Source organism: Coprobacter tertius (assembly GCF_024330105.1).
Taxonomy (GTDB): Bacteria; Bacteroidota; Bacteroidia; order Bacteroidales; family Coprobacteraceae; genus Coprobacter; species Coprobacter tertius.
In genome coordinates, this window is the sequence record NZ_JANDHW010000001.1 from 329,303 (window position 1) to 343,446 (window position 14,144).

Below are 14,144 nucleotides of genomic sequence, written 5' to 3' on the forward strand. Positions count from 1 at the left end.
ATATGAGTGTTCTGTTCATCTTTAATTATTTGTTCTCTTATAGGAATCGATATTGATAAACCGATTTATCATATCTCTGAGTATCTGTGGATTAATTGGCTTTGTAATGAACCCGTTACACCCGGCTTTTTCGGCGATTTCACGATCTCTATCGAAAGCATGAGCTGTTTGCATAACGATGGGTATATCAGAGGATATTTTACGGATTTCTTTTAACGCTTCAATGCCATTCATTTCAGGCATTTTTATATCCATTAATATCATATTTACAGTTTCCGATTTGAATAAATCGACAGCTTCTTTTCCGTTTTTCGCCCATATTATATTGTATTTATTACCGATAATAGTTTGAAGTAAGAGAAAATTACTTTCGATATCTTCGGCAATCAGCAAACATGGTTTTTGAAAGTTATTATATCGATCAGCTTTCGGTACATTTTCAGGTTTTGGAGAATAAGTATCCATAAAGATTTTGGGGTTCTCTGCTTTATCTTCTTTAGTTAGAGGGAAAATTATACTAAAGCAGCTACCTTTATCTTTTTGAGAATCAACTTTTATAACCCCGTTCAATAATTTTGTAATTCGGGCGCTAATAGACAAGCCGAGACCGCTTCCTTGTGTAAATTCGTCTTCTTTATAAAAATGGTCGAAAATAACGAGAAGTTTTTTTTCACAGATTCCACATCCGGTATCTTGGACGAAAAAGATGATTTCTTTATTTTCATTTGTTTTGTATCCGATGGTAATAGTCCCTTCATGTGTAAATTTTACAGCATTATGAATCAGATTAGATAAGATATTTTTAAGACGTATTTCATCTGTCTTAAAAATTACGGGATGTATGGGGGTGGATAGTTTGAATTTTACATTTTCTGTTTTTTGTGATTCGAATTGTTCTATTAATCGGGACAGTAATACATGTGGGTTACAAAATTCTTTTTGTAGTTCTATTTTCCCGGATTCAAGCAGTGAAAGCTCTAAAATATCGTTTATCAGTTTAAGTAGCGTCTCACAATTTTTATTAATAGTTTGGATGATTTCATGGCGTTCTTCATCTGTAATGTCATCGTTATCGGTTAGTAAGTTTGTGAACCCGACGATTACATTCAGCGGGGTACGTATTTCGTGGCTTATATTGGCAAGGAACGATTGTTTCAGTTCTGCCTGTGCAGCCATATCTTTAGCGATAATGAGTTCTTTTTCATGCTGTTTTACCTCTTCTATCGAAAAACAGATTCCACAAATGCGGGGGGCTTTCTCTGAAGAAGTTGTAATGGCAGAAAAGGCGATCTTCCACCATTCGAATTTATCGTTTCTATTGCCTATTCTGAATTCGCATTCTCCTCTTTTTTCAGGGTGTTTTATCGAATTTCGTATTTGAGCATTGATGTTCTCCCTGTCGTCAGGATGTATACGCTGAAGTATTTCTTCTTTTCCTATCTGCGGACTTTTAATAAACGGAATATCGGTTCCGCTAAAAAACCGTTTGTCAAAAGAGAAAATTTCGTTATTGGGGTCATATAACCAGGGATAAAAATTAATTGCATGAAAAACCTGATACAGTAACTGCTGATTGGAAAAAAGTTGTTCTTGTATTCTTTTTTTCTTTATGTATTCTCTTATAAGCATATAGCAGGCTGTCAATAACAGTATTGCGACAATTACCGAAATGATGATAATTACGGTTTTGTATTTCTCGAAGGCCGGCATGTTATAAAAATAGCTTTCGGGCGGGAATGACGATGGCGAAAGATCGAGTCTTTTTATTTGTAGCCAGTCATATACCGGTTTCGACGCATGGTATTGTAACGGGACATGAGTAATAACCTTTTTTTTCAATAGTATATCGGCCGCAAGGCAGGCTCCGTCGTAACCTTGTTGAAATGACGTAGGAAATATACCGCCCAGAATACCTCCATTCATATTTTTACCTATTCCTTCGTTACAGAGCGAATAGAATGGTCGATTTGAAATATTCGAAAATAAAGAAGTGGTAAAATCCCACCGGGGAAGAATGAATATTTCATCGTTTTGGGCGTAACGGAACTGAAATAAGACATTAAATGTGCGAGTATCTCGGGGGGAAATAAACCGTAATTTATAATCTGTTTTGTAACTTGCCGGTAATTGCTTCCACTGTTCTATGATTTCTTTTTGGGAAGCTTTTCCCAAAATAGTACTGTCTATAACGACATTGATGTATTTTACAGATGAAATCGACCGGGCCAAATCGATACATTTCTGCAATTCTTTTTTGCATTCGAACCCGGTTATGTTATTATGTCCGATAAGTATATCGTAGTTAAGGTAACTTACTCCGGCGAATATAATAGGTATATTTTTTGTAAAAGGGTGTTCACAGGTAATCAGGGAAAAAGTCGCCTGGTCGTCTTCAACAAGAATGAGATCGGGTTTATTTTCTTTTTGTTCTTCCAGTAATTTATAGAGAATGGCTAATTCCGATTTGGCATTTAATTGTTCACAGTTAAGATAAAAATGTTTTAGAGAAACGTTTAAATGATTTTTAGAAAATCCGGTCGAGATTCCTTTATTTATTTCTTCTCCCCACGAATATCCTTCTTTATAAGAGTGTATGACTAGTATTTTATAAATTTGTTCTTTGTCTCTGGGATTTAATAAAAAAACGAGTACACCGATTACCGTCGTCATCACGACGGCAACCAGTGTAGTTAATAATATTATTTTCTTTTTTTTAGCCACTCTTTTCCTCGAAATATTTAATTAAAAATATATTTTATTCCTAATTGTATCTGCCAACAATTATCAGTCATATTCTGACGGGAAAAGGATTCGGTAGGCAGCACTTGTTTACCGTATTTAGTTAGCGTATTCATAGAAAAAGTAGGTATATTATTTTCGTCTAAGCCTTCATAATGCAGAATTCTTCCGTTCTTTCCGGCGGCATTGCTTTTAATAGTGCCCCAAGAACTGTTCAGCAGGTTTCCAAAGTTAAGAACGTTGACACTAAGTTGTAGCGTATTTTTCTGTTTTTTTGTGTAAATATGGAAATCTTGGGCGATTCTTATATCGAAACGATTTACCCAGGGAAGACGAGCCGAATAAGCTTCGGCATATTTCCCTTTTCGATTTCTTAGGTAAGGATCTTGCTCTATGAAGTCCCAAAATGCATCTTCTTGCTGCTCTTTGGAATAGCCGTTTTTATCAACGAATTTTATTTCGTCTTTTGTACGGGGAACATAGATAAGATCGTTTGAGTTTCCATCCTGGTTCATATCGTTATCGTACATGTAAGAATAGTTACCCGGATTACAGCCATAGTAATATACCCCTAAATGTGTTGCATAATTGCGGGCATACGGTATAGAGTAAGCAAGGGAGGCGATAACGCGATGCGGGGTAAGATATTGCGAATTTTGTAATCCGCTATAGTTGGCTGTATTTACTGCCGGGCTGTTTTTCCAGGCCGATGAAGCTTGGTCGCCCGGATTGTCTGAAATGACTTTAGCCCCCGACCAGGTATAAGCGATCATTGCCGATAGATTGTCGATAGGACGTATCCGGTAAGTGATATTCATATTGTAGCTATATCCTTTCGAGGTATTTTTTAATAACGTAGTTTCCCATACTGAATTTACAACGCTGCTGTTTCTTGAGCCAGGAAAGAGGTAACGGTTATCGGGGCCTTCAAAACGTTTCATGCGGCTATCTTCGAGTTCTATCAGGTTGCAATTGTAATGATAGACCGCGTTAATGTCTTTTGAGTATATGCCTTCTACCGATAATTCGGAATTGAGAAACGGTAATTTAAAATCTATTCCCAAAGTCGATTTCCATACCTGGGGCAACCTGAAATCTCTGTCTACACCTGCGATTGCACCCGAGGCAAGAGTCGTAGGATCGTTCGGGAATTTTTCGGGAATCAATTGACGTACTTCTTCTCCGTTACGTATTCCTCCGGCCAATTTGGCGAGATCTGAGGGTTGGTTTATGGTAACGGTATTTTGTATCATGCCTCCGTTTGTGGGCATATTGGTAAAAAATACGAGAGGGATTCTGCCCGTAAAAATACCCGTTCCTCCTCTTAACGTGATTGTCCGGGATTCGTTCAGATCCCAATTAAATCCGATACGAGGAGATATCAGAGGCCTCGATTTAGGCCACATCCCTGTATTTATACGTTCCCCGTAAGCAAATGTTAACTCAGATACCAATTTGTTTTCGGTAAGTTTGTTAAGGTATAGAGGTACATCGATACGTAAACCATAAGTCAGTCTAAAATTCGGAGCGGCGTTCCATTCATCTTGGGCGTATACCGATACTTGGCCGAATCTTAATTCCGCACGGGGATTTTTTACGCCGTTATAAGCATAAGTCAGCGCATAAAGGGAAGGGGCCTCTTTATTTACCAGCTGTTCGAAACTGTCATACAAGTAATATCCCGTCCCATATCTCATAAAAGCATTCGAAACATATTGGGATTCGTAAGACAAACCGGTAGTTATCATGTGGTTCCCGGTTATGTAACTGAAATTGTCTGTAATAGTCCATGCTTTATTATTTACGGCATTGTTATATGAAAAAAGTTCATAGCCTGCTGTCATAAAGGGATTTCCATCTTTTAATATGTCTACATGAGGAAAAATATTCGAATCGGAACTTCTTTCATCGTCGCTTTTAATAAAAGTTCCGATAAGTTTATTCGACATACGGTTGCCGAAATTACTGTTCAGTTCTGCTGTTAAAGATTGTATGGTATTTCCCATAATGTAGTTGGAGTTTGAAAAGGCCATACTATATTCGCTTACTCTGTTAAAGGCCAATGGAGACCCCGGCTTACTGGTGCTGTTTACCGGGAAATCAGTCTCACGTTTGGTATAATTATATCTTGTTGTAAAAGTATGGTTGCGGTTTATATTCCAGTCGATACGGGCCATGATACGGTTATTTAAGTTCCCTCCGTCGAAATTGGTATAGCTTCCCGGATTATAGCCGTAGGTATTTCTCAATAAGCTCGAAAAAGCATCCATATCCGCGCTCGTGACTCGTGATATAAAGTTAGAAGGATCGGATTCTCCATTTTGTGAAACTCTCCATAAATGTACCGGGCTGTCGGTTTTTTCATGTTCGGCATTAACAAAAAAGAATAATTTGTTTTTTACAATAGGTCCGCCCAGGGTAAATCCGTAAGTAGTTGTCGACTCCGGAATCCGGTCTCCCAAGTCGATACCTTCGATTTTGTTTCCGCGTGTCTTTTCATTTCTGAAATAGTAATATGCCGATCCTCTGAACTGGTTACTTCCGCTTTTGGTAATGGCATTTATACCGGCTCCTACAAAATTGGACTGGCGAACATCGAAAGGCGCGACACTTACCTGCATTTCTTCGATAGCATCCATCGAAATGGGATTACCGCCACCTGGCATAAAACCGTTTTGGGCAAGCCCCATATTGTTGTTGAAATTGGCTCCGTCGATAGTAATGTTATTCATACGACCGTCTCGCCCGCCTATGGCATAACCGTTAGATTGAGCTCCGGCATAAGGCGAAAGGCGGATAAAATCGTCGAAAGTACGGTTTATCGTAGGTAGAGTGTTTAGTTCCCGGTTCGAAATTTGTGTAGTAGCTACTGGTTGTTCCCCTGAAAAGCGAGTTTTTTTGGCAGACACTACGACCTCATTTAATTCGGCAGACGGTTGCAGAGTTACGTTTAATACGAGATTTTCTCCTAATTTTAGATATATGTCTTTATAAACGAGTTTATTACAACCTACATAGCTGTATTCTATACGATAGGGTCCGCCGGTTCGCATGCCTTTTAAGCTGTATTGTCCGTCTTGGTTGCTCGATGTTACATATTTTGTTCCCGACGATTCGTGTATGGCCGATACGGTAGCTCCGATAAGCGCTTCTTTATCCGATGTCACTTTTCCACTGATACCGGAGGTTGTTATTTGGGCTTGTGAATAAAAGACAAAAAATAACAAGCATAAAATAGTGAAAGATAGATGTTTCATCATTAAGATTTTGTTTAATTTAAATACATGTTCCTGATAAAATGCAAGACATTTTTAAGCGTGTGTTGTGATAAATGTTTTCTTGGATAAATACGTGAAATATGTATCCTCTAAATGGGGTATTATTTGCTACTGTTTTTTCATAATGTATTTGTTTTTCGTTTGTAACTCTTAGACACCTGTTGTATATATATTTATATTTCAATTTAAAAATTTTTTCCGGTATCCCACCATAGCCTGCTTCCGGCATTATCCGGTTTTCCGAAGGCTGTTTGTAACATTTTAAAAAGTTCAGGTTCCGACTGAGACAAAGACCGGGGAAAATTGAGTCTTCGAATCATAATTTCGGTATCGATGCATCCATCTTTACTGTTGTTTATTAAAACAGGGAAAAGGCGAGGATAGCCTGTACGTCGTTGTTCTGCCCAAGCTTCACAGGATTCGGGAAACATGGCAAGCCATTTTTGAGTGATAATTTTTTCCAACTTTATCTCGGACGATGCCGTTTCATCCCATCGAGGTGATACTTTGCAACGGGCATTTATATTAAAATCTTCCGTAAAAGCATCGATGTAATCGGCGCCTATTCGGTCGTTTTGCAAATAAGATTCCACATTGGGAGCTTTCCATTGTGAAAAAGATGCTTTTATTCCCGTTTCGTAACAAGTTCCCGGGTTTTCAGACGTCCACCCTCTTAATGCGGCTTCTGCTCGTAAAAACCAAGTCTCTGCTGCTGTAAAAAGTATTGCGTCGGTAGTGGGATTTACGGTTATTTTCGAGTGTGTGATATAATACTGATGCCCGAAACAAGTTCCCTGCCGTATCCCTTTAAAACGGCCTTTTAGCGTAATGGTGACCGAATCATTTCCGTATCTGTCTTTTAAGGTGATATCTTTTGTACAAGGTTCGAAAAAGAGGTTTCGCCTAGGATCTTCATATCCATTTAAAATCGATTCCATCGAGGCATTCATGTATACTTCGTCCCAGGTACGATTAATTTCTCCTAACGGATTGAGATATCCACTATTGGTAGATACGGCTACTGGTTTTTCTGAATTATCTAATATTCCTCCGGGATGTTCTAACGCCGCTTTGAATTCTTTTTCTGCCGTTTGCGGTTCAACCATAGCTATTCGTATAGCAAGTCTCATGCGCAGCGAATTGGCGAATTTTATCCACGAACTGTATTTTCCGTCTAACAAAATGTCGTAAGGGGAGAAACGGGATTCGTTATCTTCCTCGTTAATGTAATTTGAAAGTATGTTTACGGCAGTTTCTAAATCATTGAAAAAAGTCTTATATGCTTCTTCCTGGGTATCGGGAATATAATAACGGTCTTTATTCCCGAACGAACGGTAGATTATCGGACCGTAGCAATCTGTCAGACGATGCATGATCTCGACTTTAAGAATCAGGGTAATAGCATATAAATCGGGATAATTTATTTTCGTAAGTTTTTCGGCACGGATGATTTGTGGCATGATATATGAATTGGTATATATCCAGAATGTTTCATTCCAACCTTCTTGAAGATTGTAGTCAGAATTGGAACTGCCACCGTTAAATGGTTTATAATCGTGCATATAACCGCTATACATATCTGCATTGAGATTAAACATCAGTTGATAGGGCCAGTTTTTTCCTTTGCCGAAGTCGTAATTGAAATATATTCCTTCTTGTATAATACCCAGAATAATCCCCGGATTATTATCGTCGATGCCTGTTTTGTCAGTGTTATAGTTTTCGAATCGATCGGTGCATGCCGGTAAGAGGCCTGCTGAAAAGATCAGGCTGAATGTTAATATGATCGGGTATAATTTGTAAGCATTCATTATATTTCACATTTTATACTGAATCCGAAACTTCGAGTCGTGGGCATCCCGTATGAGTCTATCCCTTGATTATCATTGCCGGTTGAAAGTACGAGTTCCGGGTCGAACGGGGCTTTTTTAAATAAAAAAAACAGATTCCGGGCAATAAACGAGAACTGTATTTGCTTAAAAATACGGGTTTGTCGTAATAATTTGTCGGGTAGGGAATAACCGACAGATAATTCTCTCAAACGTATGTTAGTGGCATTATACATATAGTATTCGGTCACTCCCGACCGGCCCCCGACTATATTTTTATAAAATCCTTTTATATTCGTTATTTTATGCCCTTCGAGATTTACATATCCTTGGTTACGGGCATCACCGGTTGCTTTTGTGACCCCGAATTGATCCATATCTGCTTGAGTTTGAGATAATACTTTGCCTCCGAATCGACCGTCGATAAGTAAAGAGAGAATCACATTTCCGAATGAAATATTATTTGCCCAACTCAGCAAAAAACGAGGCATACAATTACCTACTTTTATCGTATTGCCTTCTCCATCTACCAAGGGTAAGTCTTTATGCTCTCCGGATGTTTCATAAAGTATATTCCCGTTATCATCTCTTCTAAAAGCTTTGCCATAAATATCTCCGAACGAGCCGCCTTCTTTCAGCCTCATCGCATAACTTGACGAAAATCCATAAGGACCATAGAGAAACATCGGTAATTCATCGTGTAAACGAATAATTTTATTACGATTCATCGAAAAATTTATTCTCGTGTCCCAGTCCCATGACGATGTGCTTACCGGATTGCCTCCGATTGAAAATTCTATACCCCGATTTCTTATATTTCCGGCATTAGCATATCGATAAGCGTATATATCTCCGGTTTGTGCCGGTAGTTTGAAAACCTGGTTGTGAGTATTTGTCTGGTAAACAGTTATATTGAAGTCGAGTCGGTTATCGAAAAATTTCCATTCTGTACCGATTTCGATGGCCTTGGTTCGTTCGGGTTTGAGCGTATTAAATGCGGCTGCATCAGCTAATTGTATATTTCCTCCGGCTCCTAAATGAGAAACGGGATGCGTAATGAAAAGGGGAATATCGTTTCCTACCTGGCTCCAGGATATTCTTATTTTTGAAAGTGAAATTTTTTCCGGGAAATTAAAGGTTTTATTCATTAGCCAACTGGCTCCTGCCGAAGGATAGAAAAAACCTTTTTTTAGATGGGGTGTGAATGCTAATGTACTCGACCAGTCATTACGGAAGCTGGCATCGAAATATATTTCGTTGCGAATGCCTATCTGAAAAGTGCCGAAGACCGATTGCAGCTGTTTTCGAGCCTCTATTTGTTGTGAAATATAAGCGGCTCCACTCATATTGATATTGGCCAGGGTAAAGACATTCGGATATTTAAGGGATGCGTTTTTAGAATCGTAACGTATCGAATTAACTTGGGTGTCGTTTACCGAAGCTCCGATATCGGCATTCAAAGAGAATATTCCGAAATAGTTGTTATATTGTCCTATTATATCTCCGTATCTTTGGGATTCGAGATAGGAATATTCTTCGTATCTACCGTTTTCTCCGGCGAGTGCCGGGGCTGTAGAGGCATAACTTTCTTGGCGCGACATGTCGGATGCATAATCGTAACTACCTCTGGCCTTAATACGGAAGTGCCGGTTTATGTCCCACTGAATAGCAAGTGAGACGAGTGCTCGGTTACGGGAACTTTTACTATGTATCCGATTTATAATCCAGTAGGGATTTTGTTCGAAATCCTGAGTGCCGGATATCCAGTTTTGCTCAGTAAATCCTTTTGCCGAATTATATGTTTCGAAATTTTCTTTATAAAAGGAAATATCCGTTCCGCGAGGAAAACGGTATAAACCGACTAACGGATTCATATAAAATCCGCCGGGTACGGGGCGGTCTTTTATTGTTTGTCTGATCAGATTTACGTTAGCGTCGATGTGGAGGCGTTTGGCAAAAAAAGAAGACGAACTTCTGATATTCAAGTTATGGCGTTCGGTTTTATTGTTACCTATGATTCCTTTTCCGGTAGTATTTGCATATGAAAAATAATTCTGGGCCGTATTGTTCCCTGTTGTCAAGGTAAGGGCTGTGATAGAGGTGAGCCCGGTGTTGAAAAACTGTCCGGCATTATTATATGACGGATAATTTCCTTTTACTCCCCAACTTTCGAACTCATCGCTTGCGCCATAGTTATTTTGAAATTGTGGCAGACAAAATGCTTTATCCACAGTTAAGCTGGTAGAAAATGAGATTTGCTGTATGCCCGGGTTTCCTGATTTTGTAGAGATCAGTATTACTCCGTTTGCTGCCTGACTTCCGTAAAGTGCCGCTGCTGCACCGCCTTTGAGAATACTGATATTTTCGATATCTTCCGGGTTTAAGTTCGATATGCCGTCTCCTCCGTCTCGGTTTCCTCCGTCGGTCGAACTTCCGATAGCGGTATAAGCCTGTTCGTAAGATGTATTCAGTATAGGTATACCATCGATTACAAATAACGGCTGATTATTTCCGCTGGCAGACCGTATGCCTCTGAGCACTAATTTGATGGATCCTCCAAGGCCGGAAGCGTTTTTATTGATTTGCAACCCCGGTATTTTTCCGGCAAGAGCCGAGAGCATATTCATATCTTTTACCTTGTTCAGTTCTTTTCCTTGAATTTGTTCGGCAGAATAAGATAAAGTCGAAATTTCTTTTTCCAATCCGAGCGCTGTAATAATTACATCTTCGAGAGCTATGAAATTCGGTTCGAGGCGGATGTAAATTTCAGATACTTTCCTTGCCGTGATCTCTTGTGTAACATATCCGACAAACGATATTTTAATTGCATCGTTTGTATTTACAGATAAAGAAAAATGGCCTGAAGAATCGGCTATTGTTCCTTCTCCCGATCGGGCATTGTATATATTAGCCCCTTCAAGGGCCTCTCCTTTTAGGTTGAAAATGAATCCTGTAAGTATGAAATTATCTAATGTATCGGTTTCTGAAATATTGTAATTTGATTTTGAGAGAATATTATAATTTTGGGCGTGTATAATACCGATATTACACACGATTAAAATCGTAATTAAAATATTCTTTATCATAAACAAACGTTTTATATTCCCATCGATTCCAATAAGTCAATTAGTTTTTTAGGGACAATTGGTTTTGTTAGATACTGGTCGAAACCGGAGGATAATATTCTTTCTTTATCTTCTGCAAAAGCGAAGGCCGTGACGCCAATTATGGGGACTGTATTGGAAATTTTTCGGATAGACTCGGTTGCTTTATATCCATCCATAACAGGCATTTTTATATCCATGAGAATAATGTCGGGATTATTTTTTTCAAATAACTCTACAGCTTCTTGTCCATCCCAGGCGTGAATGAGCTTGTATTTTTTGCCTAAAGAGACCTCATATAATTTGTAATTGTCTTCCATGTCTTCGGCAATTAAAACTGTTTTTTTCTTTGTTTCTCCGGTAGAAATAGTTTTTGCCGATATTTCGGAATCGATTATGATTTCTTCATCTTCGATGTTTTGTTTGTTATCTGTGTGTTGTATTTCGGAGGAATTTTTCTCATGAGATATACCGATAATTTCGGTTGGTAACGTAAACCAGAAGGTGGACCCTTTACCTTCTTCTGAACTTACTCCGATTTCACCTCCCAGTTTTTCGACGATTGTTTTAGATATGGCTAAACCGAGACCTGTTCCCGGCTTAATTTTATTTAGTTTTGTAAAACGTTGAAAAAGAAGAGTCTGGTCTTCTTTGCTGATTCCCGATCCTGTATCGGTGACATAAAAATATAGACCATTTTCCTGTTGTTTGTACCCGAAACGAATAGCCCCCTCATAAGTAAATTTCAATGCATTGGTTAAGAAGTTTGTAATTATTTGCGACAAACGATTACGTTCGGTATATATATTGCATTCGGGTAATCCGGGTTCGAAAATGATTTCAACCGGGCTGTTTTCTCCGGCTTTCATTTTGGTACTTTGTTCAATATCATATAACAACGAATTTATATTTACAACAGAATATACAAACTCTAAAGTATCGGCTTCGATTTTCGATAAGTCGAGAATATCGTTAATTAATTGAAGTAATAATTCATTATTGTTATCGATAATATCGGCGTATGATTTTTTTTCATCAGGATCATCCGATTCGGCAAGTAATCTCGAGAATCCCACGATTGCGTTTAATGGTGTACGTATTTCGTGGCTCATATTTGCTAAAAATATCGATTTTAGTTTATCAGAATTTTGGGCTTTTATTTTTGATCTCTTTAACTCTTCTTCTACATTTTTACGGTCGGTTGAGTCGATATTCCAACCCAGTATTTCGACATTTCCGTTTTCGAATGTTTTTTGTTTCAACATCTGGCGTACCCACCTCCAATTTCCATTTGCATCCATTACTCTGATATCCATATCGAATGTTTCTTCAGGGATATGAGAGATGAATGCTTTTTCGGTAAAATCGAGTAATTTCTTTCTGTCTTCAGGATGAACTCGGCGATAATTTTTAATAATATCTTTTACATCGGTGTTTATATTTTCTCCCAGATTAGTCAGATATTCGGGGGTTACAATTGTTTCGTCTTTTAGAAAATTGATCAATGTAAAACCTGTTTTTGATGCAGATGAGGCAAACCGGAACATATTCTGGATGTTTCGATTTTCTTTAAGGGTATTATGTATCAGAGTGTTATTTACCCAAATGATAATATATGATTCGATATTTCCTTGGAGATCTTTAATGTAATCTGTAATAATGCGATAGTATTGTACGTTTGAATGTTTACTGATAAAATATCCTTCTTTATTAAGAAGTTTATAATCGTATTTTACTTCTTCCGATATCTTTTCACCCTTTTTCATTCGGCTTTTCAGCTCGTTTGGTATGCATGGGTTTTTAAAGAAATTCACTTTGTTTTTTAAAAGATATTCTGGAGTAGTGCCCATTGTTTCGTGATAAAAATTATTTACGATATCGATATAGCCCTCTTTGTCGCATATTCCTATTCCTACCGGAAGACTATTAATCGTAAGAAAAAACTGAGCTTTATCGCGTTGTGCTTTTTCTCGTATTTGCCTTTCTTTTGTGACATCGAATACCGAAATAAGTACATATTCTTCTTCACCGAATTTAAGGTAAGAACCTGAGATAATAGCTTCACAGGATACCGTATTTTTATTGGACATTATAATATCAAGCGATGCTTTCAGGCTATTGAAATCTTTTTGTTTTTTAAAAGAATTGCCAATCGCATTACGGATATTGCAATGTGGGCATTGTACACTTTTACCACAGCCGCATTCTATCGCATTTTTGCAATGAAGTAATTCACCTACGGTTTTATTTTTTTGTTGCTTTGTGTCACCTGTAAGGCTATAGTAATTTGTGCGTTTTACGATGAAATTTTTATCTACTAACAAGATATAGGAATGGATATTTTCGAATGCCGATTCGGTGATCGACTGGTTTTTCTTCAATTCATGATTTTGGATCCTGATTTTTTTTCTGAGACGTAAATGCCTGTAAAATAGAAGTAGTAATAAAATAAATAATAACAGAGAAGAGATCATAAACGCATTTAAGAAATTACCTGTATCTTCATAGGTACTGTTAAAAGCATGAGCAGCTTCATTCTTCAGATAAAAAGTAATTAACAGCGTAAAAAACTTAAAATATTTTTTCATAATGAATTCTCTTCAAAACGCATGACACCACAAACAAAAAAGGTAATTTTCCCCTAAGTACACTATTCCACGATTGGAATAAAAAATAAAATAAATATCTGAGATTAATTTACAAATATAGATATTATTTTTTACACGTTGAGGTAGTTTCTAAATATCTTTTTATCTGAGTGAAAATGTTTTAAAAAATGATTTAAGAATTTTATGAGGGGCTGATATGTTTTGGTGACGGGTATAAGTTATTTTCAATTCTTTAATAGGATTTTTCTGTATATTTTCCGGACTTCGATTCTTTTATTGCGTAACCTTGTGGTAAGTCGTATATATCTTCTGTTTCATTGGTTATTTTTCTGTTTATCCGAAAATTTTGTTTTAAGTAAATAATTCTGTCTATTTTTAGTTCGTAACAAGGAGAGAGATTGCGATCATTTTCAAGATTTTGAAAGAAAAAGCATTCGAAATTTTATTTATATATATAATGGGGTTTTCTGGATAAATATTTTAATATAATTAATATATATAACAATTGTTATTTGAATATTTTTTCTACAATATAAAATATATTAATAACTGGTTTTATTTGTATTTTCGCAGAGATACTTGTAG

5 protein-coding genes are annotated in these 14,144 nt (G+C 37.4%); all 5 read right to left on the minus strand.

What is annotated here, in order from left to right:
* Positions 1-21 precede the first annotated feature (21 nt).
* The 5 genes from NMU02_RS13695 to NMU02_RS01240 all read right to left on the minus strand — a co-directional run bounded on the left by NMU02_RS13695 (position 22) and on the right by NMU02_RS01240 (position 13,538).
* Positions 22-2,721: a response regulator gene (locus NMU02_RS13695; RefSeq protein ID WP_255025278.1), complete on the minus strand. Its 2,700-nt coding sequence runs from the start codon at positions 2,719-2,721 to the stop codon at positions 22-24.
* A 17-nt stretch (positions 2,722-2,738) separates the two neighbouring features.
* Positions 2,739-5,999: a TonB-dependent receptor gene (locus NMU02_RS01225; protein WP_255025279.1), complete on the minus strand. Its 3,261-nt coding sequence runs from the start codon at positions 5,997-5,999 to the stop codon at positions 2,739-2,741.
* 203 nt (positions 6,000-6,202) lie between these two features.
* On the minus strand, positions 6,203-7,828 hold the full coding sequence (locus tag NMU02_RS01230) for a SusD/RagB family nutrient-binding outer membrane lipoprotein (protein WP_255025280.1): 1,626 nt from the start codon (positions 7,826-7,828) through the stop codon (positions 6,203-6,205).
* A complete protein-coding gene (locus NMU02_RS01235) occupies positions 7,828-10,932 on the minus strand; it encodes a SusC/RagA family TonB-linked outer membrane protein (RefSeq protein WP_255025281.1) in 3,105 nt (1,034 codons plus the stop codon). The genes NMU02_RS01230 and NMU02_RS01235 overlap by 1 nt, the downstream gene beginning before the upstream one ends.
* An 11-nt stretch (positions 10,933-10,943) precedes the next feature.
* The gene (locus NMU02_RS01240) at positions 10,944-13,538 is read right to left on the minus strand and encodes an ATP-binding protein (protein ID WP_255025282.1); all 2,595 of its coding nucleotides are present in this window, start codon (positions 13,536-13,538) and stop codon (positions 10,944-10,946) included.
* Positions 13,539-14,144: the final 606 nt, after the last annotated feature.

Bases quoted from the DNA above. Each gene is read 5' to 3' on its own strand.
- NMU02_RS01230 (WP_255025280.1), bottom strand. From the start codon at position 7,828: ATGAATGCTTACAAATTATACCCGATCATATTAACATTCAGCCTGATC.
- NMU02_RS01235 (WP_255025281.1), bottom strand. From the start codon at position 10,932: ATGATAAAGAATATTTTAATTACGATTTTAATCGTGTGTAATATCGGT.
- NMU02_RS01225 (WP_255025279.1), bottom strand. From the start codon at position 5,999: ATGATGAAACATCTATCTTTCACTATTTTATGCTTGTTATTTTTTGTC.
- NMU02_RS01240 (WP_255025282.1), bottom strand. From the start codon at position 13,538: ATGAAAAAATATTTTAAGTTTTTTACGCTGTTAATTACTTTTTATCTG.